The sequence below is a fragment of the Priestia sp. MDV22-iso46 genome, from assembly GCF_058629175.1.
Map to the genome: position 1 here is coordinate 55,264 of NZ_JBZVWT010000005.1, position 23,267 is coordinate 78,530.

Annotated in this window: 20 protein-coding genes; 14 read left to right on the plus strand and 6 right to left on the minus strand. The window is 30.4% G+C overall.

The window, feature by feature from the left end; genetic code table 11:
* Positions 1-2,301, minus strand: a complete 2,301-nt coding sequence (dptF, locus tag AC4NPH_RS22980) for a DNA phosphorothioation-dependent restriction protein DptF (RefSeq protein WP_491938964.1) — start codon at positions 2,299-2,301, stop codon at positions 1-3.
* A gap of 243 nt (positions 2,302-2,544) precedes the next feature.
* Between dptF and dndB the strand changes: the two genes are divergently transcribed.
* From dndB to AC4NPH_RS23025, 9 genes are all read left to right on the plus strand, one after another.
* The gene (gene dndB / locus AC4NPH_RS22985; protein WP_491938965.1) at positions 2,545-3,642 is read left to right on the plus strand and encodes a DNA sulfur modification protein DndB; all 1,098 of its coding nucleotides are present in this window, start codon (positions 2,545-2,547) and stop codon (positions 3,640-3,642) included.
* Between the two features lie 2 nt (positions 3,643-3,644).
* Positions 3,645-5,237 (plus strand): DNA phosphorothioation system sulfurtransferase DndC, encoded by a 1,593-nt coding sequence (gene dndC, locus AC4NPH_RS22990; protein WP_491938966.1) that lies wholly within the window; start codon positions 3,645-3,647, stop codon positions 5,235-5,237.
* A 22-nt stretch (positions 5,238-5,259) separates the two neighbouring features.
* Positions 5,260-7,245, plus strand: a complete 1,986-nt coding sequence (gene dndD, locus AC4NPH_RS22995) for a DNA sulfur modification protein DndD (RefSeq protein WP_491938967.1) — start codon at positions 5,260-5,262, stop codon at positions 7,243-7,245.
* Positions 7,242-7,613: a DNA sulfur modification protein DndE gene (gene dndE, locus AC4NPH_RS23000; protein ID WP_491938968.1), complete on the plus strand. Its 372-nt coding sequence runs from the start codon at positions 7,242-7,244 to the stop codon at positions 7,611-7,613. The genes dndD and dndE overlap by 4 nt, the downstream gene beginning before the upstream one ends.
* Before the next feature lie 9 nt (positions 7,614-7,622).
* On the plus strand, positions 7,623-8,741 hold the full coding sequence (locus AC4NPH_RS23005; protein WP_491939022.1) for a cysteine desulfurase family protein: 1,119 nt from the start codon (positions 7,623-7,625) through the stop codon (positions 8,739-8,741).
* A gap of 1,074 nt (positions 8,742-9,815) precedes the next feature.
* The gene (locus AC4NPH_RS23010; protein WP_491938969.1) at positions 9,816-11,690 is read left to right on the plus strand and encodes a DEAD/DEAH box helicase family protein; all 1,875 of its coding nucleotides are present in this window, start codon (positions 9,816-9,818) and stop codon (positions 11,688-11,690) included.
* Positions 11,691-11,695: 5 nt separating this feature from the next.
* Entirely contained in the window at positions 11,696-11,866 is a 171-nt protein-coding gene (locus AC4NPH_RS23015) for a hypothetical protein (RefSeq protein ID WP_180896541.1), read from the plus strand.
* A gap of 4 nt (positions 11,867-11,870) precedes the next feature.
* On the plus strand, positions 11,871-13,802 hold the full coding sequence (locus tag AC4NPH_RS23020) for a hypothetical protein (RefSeq protein ID WP_491938970.1): 1,932 nt from the start codon (positions 11,871-11,873) through the stop codon (positions 13,800-13,802).
* Between the two features lie 12 nt (positions 13,803-13,814).
* Positions 13,815-14,270 (plus strand): hypothetical protein, encoded by a 456-nt coding sequence (locus AC4NPH_RS23025; protein WP_491938971.1) that lies wholly within the window; start codon positions 13,815-13,817, stop codon positions 14,268-14,270.
* Positions 14,271-14,550: 280 nt separating this feature from the next.
* Here the strand turns inward: AC4NPH_RS23025 and AC4NPH_RS23030 are convergent, their stop codons facing one another.
* Together AC4NPH_RS23030 and AC4NPH_RS23035 are read right to left on the minus strand one after the other, a co-directional pair.
* Positions 14,551-14,697: a hypothetical protein gene (locus tag AC4NPH_RS23030; protein ID WP_180896538.1), complete on the minus strand. Its 147-nt coding sequence runs from the start codon at positions 14,695-14,697 to the stop codon at positions 14,551-14,553.
* 235 nt (positions 14,698-14,932) lie between these two features.
* On the minus strand, positions 14,933-15,112 hold the full coding sequence (locus AC4NPH_RS23035; protein ID WP_491938972.1) for a hypothetical protein: 180 nt from the start codon (positions 15,110-15,112) through the stop codon (positions 14,933-14,935).
* A 337-nt stretch (positions 15,113-15,449) separates the two neighbouring features.
* Between AC4NPH_RS23035 and AC4NPH_RS23040 the strand changes: the two genes are divergently transcribed.
* Together AC4NPH_RS23040 and AC4NPH_RS23045 are read left to right on the plus strand one after the other, a co-directional pair.
* On the plus strand, positions 15,450-16,226 hold the full coding sequence (locus tag AC4NPH_RS23040; protein WP_180896537.1) for a DUF6602 domain-containing protein: 777 nt from the start codon (positions 15,450-15,452) through the stop codon (positions 16,224-16,226).
* 77 nt (positions 16,227-16,303) lie between these two features.
* Complete coding sequence (locus AC4NPH_RS23045) at positions 16,304-16,762, plus strand: hypothetical protein (RefSeq protein WP_180896536.1); 459 nt, start codon at positions 16,304-16,306, stop codon at positions 16,760-16,762.
* 186 nt (positions 16,763-16,948) lie between these two features.
* Here AC4NPH_RS23045 and AC4NPH_RS23050 read toward each other — a convergent pair whose 3' ends face one another.
* Positions 16,949-17,167 carry a hypothetical protein gene (locus AC4NPH_RS23050; protein ID WP_491938973.1) on the minus strand — a complete coding sequence of 73 codons (219 nt, stop codon included), beginning with the start codon at positions 17,165-17,167 and terminating at the stop codon, positions 16,949-16,951.
* Between the two features lie 864 nt (positions 17,168-18,031).
* Between AC4NPH_RS23050 and AC4NPH_RS23055 the strand changes: the two genes are divergently transcribed.
* Positions 18,032-18,229, plus strand: a complete 198-nt coding sequence (locus tag AC4NPH_RS23055; RefSeq protein ID WP_491938974.1) for an IDEAL domain-containing protein — start codon at positions 18,032-18,034, stop codon at positions 18,227-18,229.
* A 198-nt stretch (positions 18,230-18,427) separates the two neighbouring features.
* Here AC4NPH_RS23055 and AC4NPH_RS23060 read toward each other — a convergent pair whose 3' ends face one another.
* A complete protein-coding gene (locus AC4NPH_RS23060; protein WP_491938975.1) occupies positions 18,428-19,609 on the minus strand; it encodes a NupC/NupG family nucleoside CNT transporter in 1,182 nt (393 codons plus the stop codon).
* A gap of 418 nt (positions 19,610-20,027) precedes the next feature.
* Entirely contained in the window at positions 20,028-21,500 is a 1,473-nt protein-coding gene (locus AC4NPH_RS23065; RefSeq protein ID WP_491938976.1) for a DUF2252 family protein, read from the minus strand.
* A gap of 428 nt (positions 21,501-21,928) precedes the next feature.
* On the opposite strand from AC4NPH_RS23065, the gene AC4NPH_RS23070 reads away from it, so the two are divergent.
* Both AC4NPH_RS23070 and AC4NPH_RS23075 read left to right on the plus strand, forming a co-directional pair.
* Positions 21,929-22,084 (plus strand): hypothetical protein, encoded by a 156-nt coding sequence (locus tag AC4NPH_RS23070; protein WP_491938977.1) that lies wholly within the window; start codon positions 21,929-21,931, stop codon positions 22,082-22,084.
* Between the two features lie 334 nt (positions 22,085-22,418).
* Entirely contained in the window at positions 22,419-23,249 is an 831-nt protein-coding gene (locus AC4NPH_RS23075; RefSeq protein ID WP_491938978.1) for a 5'-nucleotidase, lipoprotein e(P4) family, read from the plus strand.
* Positions 23,250-23,267: the final 18 nt, after the last annotated feature.

The window sequence follows — 23,267 nt, forward strand, 5'->3', positions numbered from 1 at the left end:
TTACTCCCTTTCAAATACAAATGAATCAAAAGTATCACGCTTAATCGTATAAAACCTATTATCTTTAGGGAAATGGACAAGCATTTCTTTTTTCTTATCTCCATATACCATAAGTTTTTCAATAAATTCGACAAATTTAATTGCGTCTTCTTCATTTTTTTTATTTGGACAGTATCCCTCTCGTACCTTCATTAGTAATTGATATAAAGGAAAATCAATATCTAAAAAGATATTATTTTCTTGTTTTCCATCATTATAAGCAAGTGTGATAAAAGATCTAAATGACTCTATTATCTCTTTTGTACTTGGTTTTAGATGAGAGATTGAAGGTTTTAACTCCAATTTCTGTGCTAGACGATATTTTTCAGAAGCTTTATCTACGTAAATGTAGTCTTTCTTTGGGCTGCCTTTCCATTTAAAGATCGCTGTTTTAATTTCATCATAAAAGCTTTTGATTTTTCTTTTATCTCCGACATTGAAATAATAAAGGTTTTTAAGAAAGTCTAAATAATTGTGATCAGCAATATTAGAAGCAAATTTCTCATTGGTTAAAAACGTACTTCTAATAAATGTCTCAAAAAACAAATTGAAAGAATAGTCTGTCAAATTTTCTTTGCAGATAAAAGGTTTAAACCAACTTTGTGATATTTCCTCTTGTATATAATTTTCAATTACATTATTCCAATCATTGAGCGTACTAAGCTCAACTACTAATTGATCAATAAAAACAGATCGATGATGAATAGGATCTAATTGGCTTAAAGCTTGAAGAATTGAAGATCGTTCTTTTCGATTAAACAAAAGATTTGGTAATGAGAACTCCAGAATATCAAATTTGGACATAAGCTCTATGTTTTGAATATTGTCCGGAATTAAAATATCAGCAATGAGATTAAGGAAAGCACGAGCTGAGATAACTAATTTCTTTCTAACAATTGTCTGTATAATCAGCTGTATAATCTGCTCTTGAACAAATTTATTCTGTATTAATTGGTAATTTGCATGAACAATACTATTAACTTCATTCTTTTTATCTTCTTCCAGGGCTAAATAAAAGGGGTTCTCTTCTGAAGGGGTGCATACCTTCTTTAGTAGGGAAGAGTAGAAGGTTGAATTAGGTCCCTTCTCAGTTAGCTCATATGATTGATAATCACCAAAACTTAGTAAATCGAAATTCTCGTCACTAAAGTAAGTAGTTATACTTTGAGAAAATAAATCACTTTGTTCAATAAAATGCCTTAAGGTTTTATACGAATACTCTTCGTGCTTTGCATTAATAAAGTTATGTAATACTCCCATATTAATTGCGAGAATTACTTTCTGAGTTGAATGGTCAATTTTCTCATCAGAAAAGTTGTTTAAGATCTCCTCTAAAGTCTCCATTGCATCTTTGTCAGGCGAGAAACTTTCAGTTGCATCATTAAAGATCTTATAGTCTTTTATTAACTCAGGTTTCTTTTCTTTGAGGTATGCTAAAAGGTGAGATTTTCCGTCTCCCACACTACCGCATAATAAAATTAAATTACCTTTTTCTCTGTTTTTATTACGTTCTAATATGTTTTCCAAATCTAGTTGAATGTTTCGATCTACATGCATGTAGTCCTTGAAAGTACTAAAATTATTTGCATTTTCAATTGCTTCTTTAGATGAATCTTTTAATCTGTTTAACTCCCTTATTAGGTAACTTTGGCCTTTTTCTAAATCCTTATTTAAAAGAGAAGGCTTATAATTATGATCTGGAGATGCCATTTCCTCTACAAATTGAGGTTTTTCTTTCTCCGAGGTTGTCTCCTTTTGGGCTATCTTTAACCCTTCAGGGCCAAAAAGGTCGAGTAATTGTTTTTTTACAATATCTTCTATATTCTCTTGGTGTCGAGGTTTAGGGAGCTCATAGACAGGTAAATCTAGTTGTTCTGAGGTATATACTTCATAAAACCAAACTGCAATCTTATACATTTCTTTATGCAGCTTGAAAGCCTCTGTAATATCATTAAATTGCCCGTCGTGAGCAGCCTTATTGCCAGATAAGCGTATGGTATCAAATGATTTTTGAATTTCTCTTTCAATATAATCATTTCTTGTTAAATACGAGATCTTCTCATATAAAGTATTTACATAAGGTTCTTGTATTTTTTCGAGTTTAAATATGTCATTAAGAATTGCTTCAGCGAACAGTCTGGCCTTCATAATAGAACTACTCGGATCTTCATATATTAATTCTTGCATCTTTTTAGCACTTTGAGCTGCTGTAGGATTTATATCTTCTAAGAAGCTTAAAAAAAAGACCTCTTGGGAACTCATTTATTAATCATCTCCGATTACTATAATCATTTTCCATTTCATTTCAATTTTAACATATCTTCTTTATATTTTCCCTATGGTTGTATTAGAGGTTATATTTTCCAAATAGAATATATTCAAATAATAAAGTTAAATAGTAAATATAAAAAAACCGAACTTTCATTCGGCTTTTTTTATTGTATCTTAACGTCAATTGTTTTATAATCAATTTATCTTTTACGTACGTAATAAGGAGGTTCGAACATGGACGCCACATTTAGTTATAATTTTCCTTCTATTAGAGGAATGCAGGCTGGTAAAGAATACTTTGTTGCGATGTGTCCACTTCGCATCATTCCAAAAATCTTTCTTTTTGATGAGGAAGAGATTCCACCTGAATATAGAGCTCAAAGAATTTTAAATAAAGCCAGAATACCGGAGATGACAAACTACATAGTAGAAAACCAAGAAGATTATGTATTCTCGTCCATTACCGCATCGATAGATGGAGAAATCGAATTTAAACCTTATAACAATGACCCATCATCGAAAGATCTAGGGCAATTAAGAATTTCACTTGATGCAAGGTTCTTAATTAATGATGGTCAACATCGAAGAGCAGCTATTGAGGAAGCATTGAAAATATCTCCAGAGCTTGGAAATGAAACAATATCAGTTGTTTTTTTTCATGATGAAGGTCTAAAAAAATCCCAACAAATTTTTTCGGATTTGAATAGACATGCAGTAAATACGACTTCTTCTATAGGGATCCTTTATGATTATCGAGATCGCTTATCACTTATAACAAAAGATGTTGTAACCTCTACACCTTTATTGAGTAGATACACAGACAAAGAAAAAGTATCATTATCAAAAAACTCACCTAAGATATTAGCTCTAAATCATATATTTAACACGAATTTAAAGCTAGTAGGTAAGTCTAAAGGTGATGAAATTACGCAGGAAGAAGAAGAGTTTTTAAAGCGTTTTTGGTTAGTTTTATGTGATTCTATTGTAGAATGGAACATGGTTTTTCAAAAACAATTGACGCCTCGCGAATTAAGAGCAAACTTTATTGTGGGACATGGTGTGTTTATTGAAGCTGTTGGCTTAGTAGGACAATACTTAAAAAAACATCACCCTAAGGATTGGGAGAATTATATTCAAAGGTTGTCGAACATAGATTGGAATAGAAGTAACACTAAGGATTGGTTAGGTCGTGCATTTAATCAGAATGGTCGTATTCAAAAGACTTCTTCCACCATTCAATTAACTTCTAATAAAATTAAGCAATTAATTGGTCTACCTTTAAGTGATGCTGAACAAACATTAGAAGACAAATTTTTTCAAGGAGTAGTTTAACTATGAACAATGGCATCATTAGTAATCTTTTATCAAAACAAGTACCTTTTGTTGATGACGCAAAAGAGAGAATAAAAAAAGCATATAAGGAAGACGATCGCCCATGGGTAGTAGGATATAGTGGGGGAAAGGATTCTACAGTTGTAGTTCAACTAGTATTTGAAGCATTATGTGAAATGCCTAAAGAAGAATTGCATAAAAAAGTATATGTTATTTCTTCAGATACATTAGTAGAGACACCTTTAATTATAAATTCAATTAATCAAACACTTAGAAGAATTCAAGATGAAGCGTTAAGCAGAGATCTACCAATAGAAACCCATAAAGTGAAGCCAGTTGCCGAACAGTCATTCTGGGTTAACATTATAGGTAAAGGATATCCTTCTCCAAACCAAAAATTTAGATGGTGTACGGATAGATTGAAAATTGATCCGGCTAATCAATTCATCATGGATAAGGTATCTTCATTTGGAGAAGTTATCATGGTATTAGGAGTTCGCGAAGATGAAAGTGCTACTCGTGGAAATGTAATTCGCTCTCATAGTGTGGAAGGAAAGACTTTCATGAGACATTCCACTTTATCAAATGCTTATGTGTATGCTCCTATCCGAAGTTTTACACTTGATGACGTTTGGAATTATTTACTTAACCATCCTTCTCCTTGGGGTGATGATAATCATGAGCTTCATCGACTTTATCAAGATTCTAACAGTGGCGAGTGCCCTCTTGTAATTGATAAATCAATTAAGGAAAGTGCGGGGTCATGTGGTAACAGTCGATTTGGTTGCTGGGTATGTACAGTAGTTAATGAAGATAAAGCTTTAAGTGGCTTTATTCAAAGTGGTCATGATTGGATGAAACCTTTACTTGATTTTAGAAATTGGCTATCTGCCATTAGAGATGATCGAACTCGAAGAATGAAATATAGAATGAACGGTCATACCTACTTTAAAGAAGTAAGAATTGTAGATATTGATGACGTGCCACATGTATTAATTCCAAAAAAATCTGGAAGACCAAAGCAACATATACCACTTGATCAGTATGCAATCGTTGAGAAGGAAGCATTGAAAAATTATCTTTCAAAAAACAATATTGATTTGAGTGCTCCCGAAGATTACAAAATTTTAGTTACCTATGAAGAAGAAACATTGGATGGTGAAATAGTAACTAAATATGCGCAACTTGGTTTAGGGCCTTTCACATTGGAAACGCGACAAGAAATCCTTACAAAGCTCTTGGAAGTTCAAAAAGATTTAAAACATCCAGATGATCCTCATTATGAACTTATAAGTACTGAAGAGCTAAAAGCGATTCGTAAAATCTGGTTTAAACATGGAGATTGGGAAGATCAGGTTCCAAGAATCTTTGAAGAGATTATGGGCTATTCTCTAGATTGGGAAATTGATGACCGTCCATTATTTGATAAAGAACAAGTATCAGACTTAGAACTACTTTGTGATCAATTTAAAGTTGATATAAAAGTAATTAAGCAATTAATATCTATTGAAAAGGATTTCTCTGGATACAAAGTTAGAAGAGGTTTAATGGATGAAATAGGAAAAGCATTAAAACAAGATTATTTACATCTGTAATAGTAGAAAATGAGGTTTAAACATGATTATAAATGAGATTCAATTAACGAATATAGGTGCTTATAAAGAGACAAACTCTTTTAACCTTCGACCAGAGAACGGTAAAAATGTTATTTTAATTGGCGGAGAGAATGGCGCTGGTAAAACAACTCTCTTAAATGCAATAAAACTGGGTTTGTTCGGCTCTTATGGTTATGGATTTAAAACAGATAATGCTGAATACTTTAAGAAAGTTCAAAGTATCCTAAATCATAATGCGAAAAGGAATAATGAAAATAACTTTAGAATTAAATTAGATTTTTCTCTAGTGGATAATTTTGAAAAAACGGATTACATCTTATATCGCCATTGGAGATTCTCTAATGATGCCTTAAAAGAAACGTTTGATTTATCTGCGAATGGAATACATTTATCAGAATACGAAAAAGAAATTTTTCAATCAAAATTAAAAGAAATAATGCCACCTCAACTGTTAGATCTATGTCTATTTGATGGGGAGGAAATAGCAAGAATTATTAGCAAAGATTTGCTATCTGAATACTTACAGAATCTATCTAAAGTAGTGTTTAACCTTGATTTATTTGAGACACTTGAAAATGATCTTGAGAGCTATTCTAATCAATCTGTAGATGTTAGAAAAATGGAAGAGTCTGAACAAGTTCTTTATGATTCAAACCTTCGTGAAAAAGAGTTGAGGAAGAAGATTATTTTGGCTATCTCTGAGTTAAAAGAACTTAATCTTAAGAGAGATGAACTTAGTGATGAATATCAGCAACTTAAAGATGCATTTGAGAAATATGGTGGACTTATAAAATCTGAAAGAGACCAGATTGTTAAGGAAATGAACAACATTGAAAACGTTAGAAAACAAAACTTTGAAAAGATTAAAGGTTTTGTTGCTAACCTTCTTCCTTTCTATTTAACTAAAGGACTTCTTTCAGACGTTAGACAACAAATTCAGGATGAGGAATCATTACAATTATTTAAACAGTTAGATACAAAACTCACAGATGAGAAAATAAATAATGTTCTCCACTCTATTAATGGTTCTTTCGAAGAGAATGCTGGTTACGAATTGAAAAATCAACTATTAAATTTAATGAAGCCGGAGAAAGAAATTAGCCAAATTCATGGTGCTTCTTTTTCTGAAAGTAGCCTAATTGAGAATATGTTTCTAAGTGTTTCGAGCAATGCTCAGCAAGAATGTCTAGATATTATTAATGATAATAAAGAGAAGTTAAACGAACTTCAGCAGTTAAGAGAAAAGTTGAAGATTAATGATACAACCAATGAATTTAGTGATATGATTCAACGAATGGAAGAGACTCAACAAGCTATTTTAAAACTAGAAGATGAATTGAGTCAACGTGAATCTCAGCTAGAAGAATGGAAGACTGAATTAGACGGAATTACATCTGCTATAGATAAGATTCAAGGAACTCTAAAAGACAGTGAAAAAACAAAGAGTTCATTTATTGAATCACAAAAAATTATTACATTGAGTCGAAGATTCCGAGAAATTCAATTAAAGAAAAAGCTACAACAGGTTCAAATCGAGGCTTCTGTTATGCTGAAGAGAATCTTAAGAAAACATAATTATATTTCATCTATTGTTATTGATCATCAAACATATGATGTTCTCTTGCTTGATTCACAAAAGGAATATATTGAAAAATCAACACTTTCAGCAGGAGAAAAAGAAATCTTACTTATTTCTATCATTTGGGCAATCTTTAAATGTTCAGGCAGAAAAGTACCTTTCATCTTTGATACTTTACTAGGTAGATTAGATAAAACTCATAAAGCATCAGTATTAACAGAGTTTATCCCTAATTGCGGTAGACAAGCGATTATTCTTTCAACCGATGCAGAGATTGATGAAAATAACTATAAGATTCTTGAGGATCATGTGGCCAAGGAGTATATGCTTGAATTTGATGTAGCAAGAAAAGAAACTCAGATTTTAAATCAGTATTTTCCTTTTAGACAAACGGGGGTAAACCTATGAATTTCCGATTAAAAACTTCAAAAGAAACTGGAGAGAGATTAGTCTCTCTTCAAAGTACTACAGGATTAACTTGGAATATTTTATCTAGAATTGCCCTTGCACTTTCCTTAAGAGATCCGTCAATGCCTGATTTAGTAGAAAATAAATTTGGTGTTGATATTAACCGAAATGCAATGACTGGAGAGAACGATTATATTTACAAAGCTTTAATTAGACAACATGCTCAAAGAAATGTATCTGATGAAGAGTACTTCCCAGACCTTTTTAATGCACATTTAGAAAGAGGCATTGTATTACTTGAAAATGAATACAAACATGCTAGAAACTATGACAAGCTTCTCCTCAACTTATTAAAAATGGAAGTATAGGTGATAATGATGCTTTATTTAGATAATAGCGCAACAACACAAATTCATCCTGAAGTTAAAGAAGCTATGCTTCCGTACTTGATGGAGGAGTTCGGTAACCCTTCAAGTAAGTACTATTCTGTTGCTGAGAATGCTAAAAATGCTGTTAAAGAAGCAAGGCATTCTCTTGCTTCTTTAATTGGAGCTCAAGATTCTGAAATTATATTTACAAGTGGTTCAACTGAAAGTAATAATATGGTTATTAAAGGTGTCGCAGATTATTATTCTAATCAAGGTAAACATATTATTACTAGTAAAGTAGAACATCCATCAGTGTTAGAAACATGTAAGTACTTAGAGGAAAAAGGGTTTGAAGTTACTTACCTTGATGTAGATAAGTATGGAAGAATTAGCTTAGAGGACCTTAGAGGTCAGTTACAAGATAACACAATACTAATCACTCTAATTTGGGGTAATAATGAGTTAGCTTCCTTAAATGACATGGAAGCTATCGCAGACTTGTGTTATGAAAAAAACATCTTTTTACATACTGATGCTACTCAAGTAGTTGGTAAAGTTGAAATTAATTTATCAGATTATCCTGGTATCACTTTCCTGTCATGTTCAGGCCATAAATTTCACGGACCTAAAGGAATTGGTGCCACCTTTATTCGTAAAGATCGATATGATCTTTTAACTAAAATTACCCCCCTTTTACATGGAGGTGGACAAGAACAAGGTATTAGAAGTGGTACATTAGCTGTTCATAATATCGTAGGCTTGGGAAAAGCAGCAGAAATAGCTAAGAAGAATTTAAAGAAGAACATTAAGAAATTAGAAGACATGGAATCTTATGTTTCACTAATTTTAAAAGATAAATTCAGTGATCAAATCGAGTTTAATCATGATACTAAACGTAAGATACCAGGCGTTTTAAGTGTCCAATTTAAAGGAGCAAATAACGAATTACTTGTAAAAAATTTAGCTCCCGTGATGGCTGTTTCTACAGGTTCAGCATGTAGCTCTAGCAAGCCTTCACATGTACTTGCTGCTATTGGGCTGTCAATTGATCAAGTTAGATCAACTATTAGGTTCTCTATGTCTAGCTTTATTGAAAAAGAGGACCTAGAAATATTTAAAGAATTGTAGGGGAGATCATCCCCTACTTTATTCTAATTTTATAAAAAAAGATTATAATAAATGTACGCAAAAAAGAATAGTATATTACTAACTAATTGTACTATTTTCAAGAACTGAATCTAAAAATGGTACTTCGCCCTCACGGGTGATATCTAAAAATGTAGACAGTTATCGCTTTAAATTTATTAAATCCTTCGTTTATATTATCTTGATTATTAAACCCTTTCCATTTGTACTGTCATGAAAGGTCTACTAAATTTTGTAGCAATCTTAACTACAGTATTCCATAGATCAATGGCTTCAGGCCGCTTAATATCTTCTCTAAACCTTAGGGCCACTTTATTTGGAACTGGATTACATAGTATTTTTCTAATATTGAGGAAATAGCATTACATAATAAATAAAAAGATTTTCTATAACAGAGAAATTTTCAGTGATTTGCTTTCTCTCCAGTCGAAGAAAATTTCTCTGTCAATTTAATTTTAACTGATTCAATAAATTTAAGTAACAAATATATGAAGATTATATTTGCTGCATTAATTAGATTTCCATAAAATATATTATAAAAATATAGTTATATCCCAAACGAAAAACCTCTGAATTGTTAAATTCAGAGGTTTTTCTTCTAACACACTATATTTATTGAAACCCTTATATTACATATGGTCTTAAGTAATAATTACAAATTGTTGATGGACGAATTTTACTTGATTTCGTATAAATTTGTTTCATAAAATAAGTGCTTCTTTTAACTATATGCGTATCTCTAAGCCCCAAAAGAATGAATGTAGCTAAATAAAAAGATTTTGAGCTACTTAGATAAGAAGCATAGTATTTTTTGAAGTGTATTGATACTTAATATCAATCCTATTGGCTAATATTATACATGATAACTTATTTACATAACTTTAGCTTTCAGAGGATTTATTTTACTTCTAAAGATCAATTAGATGGATTCGCGTAGTTATAATATACTAATTCATTATAACTATTTCTCTGATTATTTGTTATAATACTTATAAAAAATAGACAATTTATATTAAATAAGTTTTAAAATAACAAATTTAAAGAGGTGTAATTACTTTGACTAGTTTGCCAAATGTGCCACTTACATTAAACACTTCAGAAAACGATCTTACCCTTGAATTCTATGATCCGTGTTTGAAGTGGGCAAAGAAATATGATAGGGGTGTAGGCTATTTTACTTCAAATTGGATTAGATTAAATGCACACGGCTTAAGTCACTTCGCTACTAATGGCGGTACGGCTCGTTGGCTAACAAGCCCAATATTAGAGGGAGAAGATATGGAAGCTCTCTCAAAAGGGCTAATGGGACCAGAGGATGTTGATCTTGTTGCTTCATTAAAAAAAGAAGTAAAATTGCTTCAATCGTATCTAGAAGAAGAAACACGTAATGCAATCGGTTGGCTTGTATATGATGGAATTTTAGAGTTCAGGTTTGCAATCCCTACTAATAGTCTGGAAGGTGGCGATTTCCATGACAAGTTTGGAATATTTTATGGTGATGAAGAAAAGTTATCTTTTAATGGTTCTGTAAATGATAGTAAAAAAGGGGGACGAAACTATGAAAGTATTAAAGTATTTCCAACATGGAAAGGGCTAGGGGATTTTGTAGATGATGATATTAAACGTTTCGAAAGAATTTGGAACAACAAAGATGAAAATTTAAAAATTTTTGACTTGCCTAGCGCTATTAGGAAGGACATCTTCTCATTACGTACATTAGAAAGACCTTACCAACTTTCAGAAGAGAAAAAATCAGAAAATAAGTGGAGACATCAGGATGAGGCAATTAAAAGTTTTTTGGATGTTGGTAATGGAATACTTGAAATGGCAACAGGGACAGGTAAAACTAGAACCTCATTAAACATTGTAAACATTCTTCATAACAATAAATCAATAAAAAGCGCCATTATTACCGTAGATGGATCAGACCTTTTAGAACAGTGGTCCAAAGAAGTGGGAATTTGGACAAATTTAACTATTTATAAACAATTCTCTAGGTATAAAGAGATAGCAGGTTTTTTACTTAATCCGGAAAATGCTGTTTTAATAATCTCAAGAGAATTTCTTGTTAAGTATATCCACAACTTCACCAAACAATTATTAAATAACTCAATAATCATCTGCGATGAAGTACACGGTTTGGGTTCCCCCATGTTAGTAAAAAACCTTTCTACTAAGATACGTCCCTTTAAATACAGGTTAGGGCTAAGTGCAACGCCTGAAAGGGCATATGATGAAAATGGTAATAATTTCATAGAGGGAGAAATAGGAGAAAAAATATTTGAATTCGGATTAGAAGATGCAATAAAACGTGGGATATTATGTGAGTTTGATTATATCCCGTTAGAATTTCAATTAACTCAAGAGGATCGAAAAAAAGTTAAAACACTAATTGCTACTCATAATGCTAAAAAACAATCGGGAGAATATGTGGCCGATGAGACTCTATTTAGAGATATAGCTAGAGTTAAAAAAGTATCTAAAGCGAAACTACCCACTTTTTATTCGCTTTTAAACTCAAATAGAAATATTTTGGATAGATCGATTATTTTTGTGGAAACAAAAGAGTTTGGAGAAGAGGTTCAGAAGATACTAATTAGATTTGAGCCGAACTATCATACCTATTATGGAGAGGATGATAGACAAAATTTACTTCGTTTTAGTAATGGAGAACTTAACTGTTTAATAACAAGTAAAAGAATTTCTGAAGGAATTGATATAAGTTCTGTAAATAACATTATTTTATTCTCTGCTGATAAAGCAAAGATTCAAACAATACAAAGAATAGGTAGAAGCTTAAGGCTTGATTCTAACAATCCAGATAAACGAGCAGCTGTAGTTGATTTTATTCAGGTTAGTGAAAATGGGAACTCTGACCAAGAGAGAAAAACATGGTTAGATGAAATTTCCAAGATAAAAAGAGAGGAGTAATTCTTGTGGATAGAAATAATGAATTAAATGAAGCGATTGAAGAGTTGTTTCATGATATGGATGAAAATGATGAGTTTAAGAGAAGACTAAAGCGTCTTATTGATAATGCAATGAAAGATTCGTATTTAGATGATGATGTTTTAGCTGTTATGGAGCTTATGAAAAAGGAGGTATAAGGATATGAACCTTAAAATACTTAATTGGAGCTATACAAATATTAGGGGCGTAAATAATCTCAATATTTCTGTTGAAAAGGAATTAAATATACCTCATAAAATAAACCTTATTATGATGCCAAATGGTTATGGTAAGACAACTACACAAACTTTATTACGGGCTATATTTGATGGATCAGCAGTTGGCTGGGATTATGATAAAGTAATAGGTTTTAAACCACCAAACTCGGATGATTTATTAGGAGAGTTTAAAATAACTCTTTTAATTGACAACTCTATATATGTAGTTAAATTAAAGTTTAATTATTTAGATGGAAAAGCATACTATCAAACGTCAAGAGTTGGAGATCAAGGTGGGCTTGAAAATGGTCATAAGTTACCAACTGTTTTAAAAAGTGCATTTACACCCGAATTTGTAAAACGTTTTGTATTTGATGGCGAGTTAGCAAAGGAGATAATTGGTAGTCAAAGCCTTGAAGCCGAGAGAACAATTAGGTATCTTTATCAACTGAATCGTTTAGGTGATATGAGAGAAAGAATTACGACGATTGTTAAAGAGAAACAAAAGAGTATGGAGAAGACCAATGCTAAGACTGAAGTCGGGCTAACAAGATTAAAATCTGAAAAAGAAAGTATATTAAAAACATTAGTAAGCTTGAAAAATGAAAAAAAACAACTTGAAAGTGAAAAAGAGATAAAGCAAGCAAGGCTAAACAATGTGGTTAAAGAAATATCAGAACATATTAAATCAGACCATACATTGAGAGAGCAAGCTGAAAAGTTAGAACAAGAGAGAATTAACGTAGAAAATGGAATTGTCGAGAAGTCTCAAAGTATACTACATGATTTAAGAAATCCATTCCTATTATCAAATGTAATTGCTAATAAACTTACTGCACTTTCTTCTAGAATGCAAACTTTAAAGCTACCGAGAACTATGTCAAGACAGTTTTTTGAGGAACTATCTGAGCATGATAACTGTGTTTGTGGCAGATCAATAGGTTTAAGTGAGAAGACTTATATTCTAGAGAAATCTGAAGATTTTCTTGCTGAAGATCAAATTGGAGTAATAAATGCTATTAAATCTTCTATAAGAGGAAGAACTTTTAATGAAGAGCTTAATGAAGAAGTGGATATGCTAAACTCATTGATTATTAAAAGGAATCAAGTAAAAAGCGACTGGGACCGACTTCAGAATAGGAGAACAGATGCAGGTGATATTGAACTTCAAAATCTTGAATTAGAAAAGGATAAATTGGAGGTACTAGTTGAAGGATTGACTGAAAGGTTAAGAGTCCTTACAACAAAAGATAAATTTGAAAAAGAGCAGTTGAATTTCCAAGAAAATATAACACTTTGCAAAGAAAAAATTGGAGAATTAGACGAAAAGATTGCCGAAGCAACTGACACAGTAACACTTGTAAATAATTCCCAAAAACTCAAAAAAATACTTACTAAAATTGAGGATTCTACTATTAACAAATTAAAAGAAAGAATCAAGGATGAGACAAATGAAAAGCTCGAGAAAATAATAAAAGCAGAACACATTGAAGTGGAAGAAATAAAAGGTTACCTAAAACTAGCTGGTAAATCAGGAGCAAGTGAAGGGCAATCTTTAGCTATAGCATATTCATTTTTAGGTTCTATGTTTGAAACATCATCTCATGATTTACCCTTTATAGTTGACTCCCCAGCAGGTTCGCTGGATCTATCAGTAAGAAGACAAGTATCTAAAACGATACCTAATTTATTTGACCAGCTTATTATTTTTATTACCTCAGGTGAGAGAGAGGGCTTTACAGATTACTTTTATAGAATTGAAGAAGATGTACAATTTTTAACTATAAGTAAAGAAAATGAAAATACCCGCTGTATTGAAGGCAAAAAAACGTTTGCTTCTTTCCAAGATGAAGAAGAAGCTGCTATAAAAAGTTAGGAGGATTGTCTAGTGGGATTTAAATTACCTAAAGAAGCGAGAAATTACTTTAAGCTAATGGACCAAAAAGATAATAAATTTAAAATTATATTTGATAAGTACTACCTTTGTTTAATGGTTGGACTTTGTAATGAAGAATTAGGTAAACAAGATGAATATGAAAGTGCTGATTTCCTAGAAGGATATCCCCAATCATATGCAGATAAGTCCCCACTAATTACGGGGTTATTAATCAATGCTGAAATGGATAGACAAGGTATAAATTCGGAGGATCGTATCAGTGTTGAGGGTTTAATCCTTCAGTTAATTGATAATGACTCGAGTACCAAACTTAGTGAAAAGGGAATGGAATTATTAAATAGATATGCAGCTGGTGGTATGAATACTATTAGGGAAGGTATACCAAAGACTAGTGAACTAGAAACATTCTTAGTACATTATCATAGGTTAATTAACCCAACGTCTTAATTTTTTTGCTGAATAAAAATAGATACGTTTTCCTGTGGTAATTATAATTCATATCAAAATTATATTTTATTGCAAAGTGCTGTAATAGATAAAGTGCTAATACATATCTTTAACATTTTAAGATAAAAAAGAACGGAATCAGTCGATAATGTATTGACATATACAAATGATATATTTGATTTATAAGTTTGTATCCTGTTTTTCTTTATTACTTTATTAATGGTTAGTTTTGCACAAAAAAGAGCAGAGAAATCTGCTCTTTTATTATGTACTGCCTTTTTTATCCTTTGTAAATCTCTACGTTTTCAATACCTCTGCTTTGTAATCTTTGCTTTTCCGCCTCGGCTTCTTCGAGAGTATGAAAATGTTTTGTTATAAGGTTTCCTTCTTCATCATAATATTCAACTCGATATATCTCTGTTGACACTGTACATCACCTCCCCTATAAATAGTTCGCTGCATAAGTATATAGTCCTTCTTATTTGGTAAATATTTTTTCTAATAAATCTATGATTAATTAAGTTTGGAATTACTTTATCTATATATTATTAAGATTAGGTGTTGTGAACTTTATATTTGATTATTATCTTTTTAATAAGTTGTTTAAATGGAATCATTGATTCATCTTTCATCTGTTTTTTATGCCTTATGCATTTATGGTATTATATATTAGCATGGAGGTGATCGGTAATACCTAATACACTTATGTCAGATAAGCTTTCTAAGGCTTGAAGATATTCATCCCAATCCCCAAATTCATTGTGCAGTTTAGACGCAGGAGAATGAACATGTAAATCCCATTTCTTCCACGTGGAGCCCCCGGTGTTTAATAATCTTTGCACTATAAAACCCTCCTAATTTATAATTGTTTTCTCATAATTCTATACACCTATGAATATTATACACTTTACCATAATTTCCACATATAAATAGAATAATATGAAATCGTCACAAAGAATGTTTCAACTTAATGTAAATAATTTATTAACAGTAGATATTAACTTAAGAAATAGCTTTTCAAACAACATTTTATCCAAATTAGTTAAATCAGGAGATTAAGGTAATTATTTTCTATTAAATGGAATTGTCCGATATAAAATCCATGTTAAACTACATTACTATTATATAATTAATAATGTGAAGATTACTTAAAAGAAAATATAGAAAAGGGGAGCAAAAATGTCTTATACAAATGATATTAGAAGAAATCCCGATTATTTATCTTATCACCAATCAATCAATGCTGAACTTAAAGCTACCAAAGATAGAGTTAGATATTTCATAGGGGATAGCCATTGGGGAGAAGATGGAAGATTTAAAGAAATATTATTAATAAATCATTTAAAGAAAGTCTTACCATCGAATGTTTCAGTTGGAACAGGATTTGTTAGAAATGGTGAAAAAATCACAAGCCAAATTGATTTAATTATATATGATAATAGCATTCCAACCTTATTCTTAGAGGGAGATTTTGTAATTGTTTTACCTGAGAGTGTTTATGGAATTATAGAAGTGAAATCTAAGATTCGGGCAAATGAAGAATTCATAAGAGCTGTTAATAAAGCTCACCTAAATGGTGAAAAAATTCAAAAAAAGATCTTTAATGGAATATTTGGATTTGAAAATCAAATTTCCTTTTCAGGTGATATGTTAGCTCCAAGTATTCATCAGATCCTTGTAAATAACAGTGGGTACCTTAATCATGTATGCTTTGGATCAGATATTTTTATGAAATATTGGAAAGGAGGTAATCCGCAAGATAATGACAATAAAGAATGTTTTTCCTTTTATAAGTTAAGTAATCTTTCATTTGGATATTTTATTTCAAATTTAATCGAATTTATACATCTTAATAGTAGAGGTTCTGTTATAAGTGAAGAATTTGAAAATTTTTTATATCCCATTGAAGAGGGAAAGGAGTCTAGAAGATTACAGAATTTCGAAATGAAATTATAGTTTCAGTTTAAAAGTTTCTGTTATTTAAAGAATTTTTATGGTGCATCTTAAACTATTTTATAGCTGATAATTTTTACGTGGATATCAATATAAATACAAAGGGATATCCTGACTTTGCTCTAAAATTACCTGAAGCAGAGATAAGTATGCTTCGACGTAACTTTATCATAGCTAAACAAAAGGATAGTTCCGATATAGATAGAGTCCACGAAATAGAACAACTTGAAAATGCTGCGTGTAGAGTATTTGATGGTTATATACTAGCGTGTTTATCACGCATAACTGTTTATGATTTAAGTAAAGCGCCTAGTAGAAGGATAGTTACAGATATTGATTCACTCTTAATTAAATGCAATGAAAATAGTTTCACTATTGAATTCCATGAATCAAAGAATATAAAAAAGGCACGCGAAAAAGCTGCTGCGAAAGACTTAAGAGAAAAATTCAGGCCTATATTAAATGATAATGCTAAAGGTTATCGTATTAAGAATGTAAAAAATAGAGGCGCTAAACTGGTCATTAAATACAAAAAATAATTTTATCTATTTACTAAAATTAATCATAGTGATTAAATATTTTCATAAAAAAGCCTCATGCTAATGAAGCAAAAGCTACTTTTTTGACGGGTCTCTTCTGTAAAATATGTCATTTTGAAAAGAATTTTGTGGAAGTAAAATGAGTCGCTCTAAAAAGATCCATCCTTTTAGAGCGACTCATTTTTATCAATCTTTATACAGACAGTTATATGCATGATTATTAGTAGATGAGACAACAAATGTTGAGTGTCCCCTTTGATCTTTATGAAAGACTTTCACACCACAACCTGGGCAAGCAAAAAATCCTCTGGAATGCATGTAGCTGAACTTTGTGATTTCTTCGGGTTTAAAAACACCCATTTTCGTTCCACAATGAATATATACAGCTTCTTTTACACTTGACATTAGATCACTCCCCTATATACGTTGAGTAGCTTTCTATTTTTAGTATATAAGAGTTGAGTGGATAATTTAACCTTTTTTCAACTTTTTTAACATAAAATTCAAAAAATCATTCAATCTGAAGTTAAAGAGTAAAAGATAAATTTTTATTTAGGTATCTAAGATATATCTTTTTATATAAACAAACGTTGAGACAAAAACAGTAAATACTAAATAAATAAGAAATATATATATTCGGAAAAGTATTATAAAATTAATTTTATATTTTAAATAATAGTTATTTTTATCTCATATATAAGAGTAGTAGTTAACGTATTTTATTAAAAATAGTTGTATCATTTACACACTTTATAGAAAAAGACGCTATTTGTCGTCAGTTAGAGTAAAGTATAAAACCATAATTTTTATAAGTAGGTTTATTCATTTACTTTTTTATATAAGAGAAATTAATTTTATATTTACAAATAAATTTACCTTATTAAAAACACATTGATAATAAATGTATATAAATTTTATGTTGAAGCAAAGTGAATAAAATAATTTCTTAAAATAGAAATAGAAGATAGAATAATATATAACAAGAAGTGAAAATTGTCATTTTTTATCATTAAGTATAACTGTTAGAACTATATTTTTAGAAGTTAGTTTTTAGTGTTACTTCTACAAATAAAATGAGTGTGTATTTCAATCTGTATTTGTAAGTATAAAATAAAGATTAGAATAACAAGAGGGTTGTAAATGCATAGGTTAAACATTATTCGATATCTCACTATTCGATATCTCACTTTATCTATCAACCTCGTATAAAAGTTGTCAAAAAGGATAATACTGTTCGAAAAAGAGAAATGTTAAAGGGGTTGATGTTTAATGGAAAATAGTGTATTTAATGAAATGAATCGAGTTGATCCAAATATACGCGATGAAATGTTGGCTGAATTGTTTTTGGATCAAATGATGAATGACTTCAAAAAAAGTAAGATTCTTGAGAAAATTGACCAGTCTTTAAAGAATAAAGATATAAAAGCCTTTTTACGTTTAACGGAGGAACTTAAATCTGTAACTTAAGAAGAGCAGTATATAATAGAAGAAACTCGTTAAAAAAGAAGCCTTTTTTGTTATAAAAAGGCTTCTTAAATAAAATATTTTTAAATTCTTTTAAGAATAATAGAATTTAAAATCTCAATCAATAAAAATTTTTTTAATCAATGCATTTGTTTTATATTTTTGAAAATATAATTATTTTTCTGCTAACTAATTGCTTTATTATAGCATCACACCGACGATAGTTCCTGATAGTAAACTTACTAAGGTAGCCCCATATAAGAGTTTTAATCCAAATTGGGAAACCACATTAGCCTGTTTCGGATCAATACTTTTCGTTGCCCCAGCGATAATTCCAATAGAAGAAAAATTCGCAAATGATACAAGAAAAATTGATAATATACCAACTGTCCGTGGTGATAAATCTCCAGCTACATTTTTCAGGTCGAGCATTGCAACAAATTCATTGGTTACTAGTTTGGTTGCCATAATGTTACCGGCCTGTACTATCTCCGATGCAGGAATCCCCATTATAAAAGCCAATGGTGAAAAAATATACCCTAATATACTTTGGAATGTTATACCAAAAATAGTGTTAAATAAGCCATTTATTGCTGCTATTAAAGCTACAAATCCTATTAACATTGCTGCTACGGTTACAGCAACAGTAAAACCTAGTATAATATACTCTCCCAACATCTCAAAAAAAGTTTGTTTCTTGTATTCTTGTAATTCTAAAATATCTTCTTCTTTACTTACGGTGTAAGGGTTTACAATGTGAACAATGATAAAACCACTAAACAAGTTTAGAACAAGTGCTGTTACGACATATTTGGGTTCAACCATTTTCATATAAGAGCCTACAATTGACATTGAAACAGTTGACATAGAAGACGCACAAAGTGTGTATAAGCGCTTTCTAGACAACTGGCTTAATTGATCTTTTACCGTAATGAATACTTCTCCCTGTCCGACAATTGCAGCTGCAACTGCATTATAAGACTCTAACTTTCCTAATCCATTTACTTTACTTAATAAAAAACCAATCCCTTTAATAATAAAAGGCAAAATTCTAAAGTGCTGTAGGATTCCAATCAATACAGCAATAAAAATAATTGGAAGGAGGGCGGAAAGGAAAAATGGAGCTTCCCCTTTATTTGCTAGTCCACCAAATACAAAATTAATACCAGATTCTGAGTATTTTAAAAGAACTCCAAATGCGTCAGCAATACCTTTAACTAAGATGAATCCAATTGATGTATTTAATAAGAAATAGGACAATATTAATTGAATAACAAGTAGGATCAAAATTGGTTTATATTTAATTTCTTTTCGATTACTACTTACAAGAAAAGCAAGAAAAAATGTAACTGTTAGACCAAGTATAAAAATAAGAATTTTCATGGTGTCTTTCCCCTTATAATATATTTATTATATTGATAGTAAAAAAATAAAAATTTAAACAAGGTTAGTATAAGAATAAATAGATTAAATCGTTAAGCACACCATATTTGTTGGATGCGATTTAAAATTATTATTTTCCCTTGTATCCGCCAAAAATAATATAACAGTATCGAAAAATATAAATGCTGTTGTGTGATTCTTTCAAAATGGATATGTACACTACCAATATGAAAGTGTTTACAAAAAAATATATCGTCAGACGTCCGACATCTAAAAACCGTTTAGAATGATTCTAGCACTGAATAATCTGATACACAATGTTTTTTTATGAAAAATAGATTATTTATTAATAAAACAGAAATAATATTATTTATTCTGTACGTGTAAAGTTTTATGAAGATGTACCAAGCGAGTATTACTAATTTAATTTATTATATTTTAAAAGGTCTTTGAACAACACATAATCTCCTTTAACTTGATCATAATACTTTTCACTTAGCTGTATAATTTTATCGTTAAAATTTGGCCAAGAAGAGATTGCAGCTAAAGCATTTTTTTCAAAATTATAAGGTACATAACTCTTATCATAATCTTCATCAGCTTTTGCATGTGCATAAGCAAATGATTTACCGGAATATGTTAAAAACTGTTCTAAGTCTGATTTATTATGAAAAGAATTAGCATCAAAGCTATAATACCAAGGTGATATTTGTTTTACAAAGTAAGATAAACTATTATATTGTAAAATCCCTAAATGCTTATCTGCGTTTACTCCCATTGCTAAAGTTCCTGTAAATGAACGTTCTGCTTGTTGCTGAAACCAATTATTATATTGTGAGGCAGATAGGCTTTTTTCAAAGAAAACTGCAGGTTTTTGTTGTTCTTTTACTTCTAAGATAATATCATCATTTGAAGATGAAGTTTCTCCCTCTACTAACACATAAAATGTATTAACGCCTGAACTTCCTATACCGGAATGAATTCTATTTGCTATATCTTTAATAGAAAAATAGTTAATAGAATTGGCCTTAATAAACGCTCTTTTACTATATACGTAATTTTTCCAATCCTTCTTGAAAGAATTTCTACCTGTTAAACTAACAGGTGTTAATGAACTATTATTGAAATCAAACTTACGTACACCCTTGTCGACTGTGGTCCATTCATTTAAAAATTTAACCTGATTGTTTGAATTTTTTGTTTCAATCATTTGATGTTTAATAAAACCATTAGGAATGTTTTCTTGCTTCAATTCAATAGCTAATTCATCATTATTTCCCTCTACTTGTTTTAAACCCTCTTGATAGGAATTCAGAAAGGTTTTTATGAGATTTAATTTATCTTGAGAAGATAAATTAAATCTCGAGACTTCATCTGTCAATAAAAAGACGCTCGTTGAAAAGCGTAATAAATCCCAATAAAATGGAGCTACATATGTTTCATCAAAGTCATTTAAACCTAATACCATTTGACCTTTACTATTGTTAAAGATTCCTATGTTTTGAGTATGAGCGTCGCCTTCTATCCAAGTGCTAATATTTTTGGTTTTCTTCCATGTATCAGGAATATTAATAACACTAGTGCCTAGATCAGTATAAAAAAGATTACTAGTTCCACGATAAAAGTTAAATGGAGATTCCACCATCTTATTGTACTTTTCTTGACGAACACTATTTTCTTGAATAAATGAATTAGCATTTTTAATTTGGTTTTCAAGATACTTTTTACGTTTTTTTTGATAATAACTCATCGAATGGGTAGGAGACATATGGTCTGTATTACTAGATGCTTTTTTTTCACTTTCAACTTGTATTACCTCATTCTTACCACAACCGGCGATTAATACCATTGCTAAAGTTAGCGTAAAAAATAATTCCCCTTTTTTTGTCACTTAATCCACACCTTTCATTAATATCTTTAAGAATTTAAAGTACCATTCAAGTAGTTCTAGAGAGAGTAGATGACTTAAACGCTTTCATTGTAGGTTATGTAAGTTTGATTTAAACGAAATTAAAGTCGTCCGTCGTCTGACCTCTAACATGGAATTTATATTAACAAATAAAATTTTGAAAGTAAATAAAAAACAGAAAATTATATAAATTATATTTAAATTTCTTTTCTGCTAGTTGTCTATAGCTTTTCTTATTTAGAAATCAATAATATTTAAAGATTTATTGCCTAATAGCGTTATATTTATTGTTCCTTCACTTTAAATTTTTTTGATTATTATTTTTTAGATTGACAAATAGCAACAAATTATTGTAAATTTAAAAAAAAGTTACCCACATAGTGGTAACTCGTTTAGGTGATGATAAGTAAATGGTTGGATATTTTAATATTTCATCTAAAATATTATTGAAAGCGATGTCAGTAATAGAACCTCTAAAAGGGATTAGGATGAAAAATTTTATTAGTAGAAGGAGGGAGCACGATGAAATGCATGTAAAACCGGCAGTGGAAGGAATTTTTTTATAATTTAAGAAGAATTTTTAATAAATATTCTGACCTATAATATCATCTGGGCAGTATCAAATTTGAAGAAAAAAGTAAAGTTATTATAGTGTTTATCTGTTTTATTAATAGCAATTTTAAGCGTTATTTCAAAAAATCGATGTAGAAGCGTCTTTATAATTATTATTTACATTAACACTCGAGCTGTTTTGAGGGAAAAGTGTTTTTGAATTCTTTTTAAGTACATAGAAAAAATTATAGGACATATCCCTTGGAACTAATTTTAGGACAATAAAAAAATTATTCTATTTTCAAGTAAATTATTATTAAAAAATAAATATTTGAATGGGAGATAAATATGGGAATCAAAGGGGTATTTTTAAATATTAGTACAGTAGTTCTTTTATCTTTATCATTAGCTGCATGTAGTACTACTACCAAAACTGAAACAAATGCACATGCAACAAACTCGAAGACATATGGGGAAGAATCAGTTATGTCCACTGCTTGGTATCAAACTTCAGGTGAAGCTGAAGCTCTCTATTACCAAGGATACAATATTGCAAGGAATAAAATAGATATAGCTTTAGAAAGAGGTTCAAGTAAAAAACCTGCTGTTATACTTGATTTAGATGAAACAGTGTTGGACAATAGCCCGTGGGATGCATTACAGGTTAAAACAGGTAGAGGATATCCTTACAAATGGGATGAATGGGTAAATAAGGCAGAAGCGAAAGCACTTCCCGGATCGGTTGACTTTCTAAAATACGCCAATCAAAAAGGATTAGATATTTACTATATTTCTGATCGAACAACTTCTGAATTAGATGCAACGATTAAGAATTTAAATAGAATTGAAGCTCCACAGGCAAATAAAGATCATGTATTATTAATAAAAACTGGGGAAAAAGGTAAACAAGCTCGAGTTAATAAAGTTAAGCAAAAACATGATATTGTATTATTCATTGGTGACAACTTATCTGACTTTCCTGGACATAAAGGAAAATCATTGAAGGAGAGAAATAAAACGGTCCAGGATGAGAAAAACAGCTTTGGCGATAACTTCGTTATTTTACCAAATCCAATGTATGGGGATTGGGAAAACGCCTTATACAATTTTGAAAATAAGCAAAATCAACAAAAAGCAGATTTACGAAAAGAAAATTTGGAATATTTTGATTATAAATAAAATTAAATATATCAACTA

What these genes read in the sequence shown, in the direction of transcription:
- dndC (WP_491938966.1), top strand. Translation starts at nt 3,645, where the DNA reads ATGAACAATGGCATCATTAGTAATCTTTTATCAAAACAAGTACCTTTT.
- AC4NPH_RS23055 (WP_491938974.1), top strand. Translation starts at nt 18,032, where the DNA reads ATGGAAAATAGTGTATTTAATGAAATGAATCGAGTTGATCCAAATATA.
- dndD (WP_491938967.1), top strand. Translation starts at nt 5,260, where the DNA reads ATGATTATAAATGAGATTCAATTAACGAATATAGGTGCTTATAAAGAG.
- AC4NPH_RS23070 (WP_491938977.1), top strand. Translation starts at nt 21,929, where the DNA reads ATGGTTGGATATTTTAATATTTCATCTAAAATATTATTGAAAGCGATG.
- AC4NPH_RS23060 (WP_491938975.1), bottom strand. Translation starts at nt 19,609, where the DNA reads ATGAAAATTCTTATTTTTATACTTGGTCTAACAGTTACATTTTTTCTT.
- AC4NPH_RS23040 (WP_180896537.1), top strand. Translation starts at nt 15,450, where the DNA reads ATGTCTTATACAAATGATATTAGAAGAAATCCCGATTATTTATCTTAT.
- AC4NPH_RS23020 (WP_491938970.1), top strand. Translation starts at nt 11,871, where the DNA reads ATGAACCTTAAAATACTTAATTGGAGCTATACAAATATTAGGGGCGTA.
- dndE (WP_491938968.1), top strand. Translation starts at nt 7,242, where the DNA reads ATGAATTTCCGATTAAAAACTTCAAAAGAAACTGGAGAGAGATTAGTC.
- AC4NPH_RS23050 (WP_491938973.1), bottom strand. Translation starts at nt 17,167, where the DNA reads ATGTCAAGTGTAAAAGAAGCTGTATATATTCATTGTGGAACGAAAATG.
- dndB (WP_491938965.1), top strand. Translation starts at nt 2,545, where the DNA reads ATGGACGCCACATTTAGTTATAATTTTCCTTCTATTAGAGGAATGCAG.
- dptF (WP_491938964.1), bottom strand. Translation starts at nt 2,301, where the DNA reads ATGAGTTCCCAAGAGGTCTTTTTTTTAAGCTTCTTAGAAGATATAAAT.
- AC4NPH_RS23005 (WP_491939022.1), top strand. Translation starts at nt 7,623, where the DNA reads ATGCTTTATTTAGATAATAGCGCAACAACACAAATTCATCCTGAAGTT.
- AC4NPH_RS23075 (WP_491938978.1), top strand. Translation starts at nt 22,419, where the DNA reads ATGGGAATCAAAGGGGTATTTTTAAATATTAGTACAGTAGTTCTTTTA.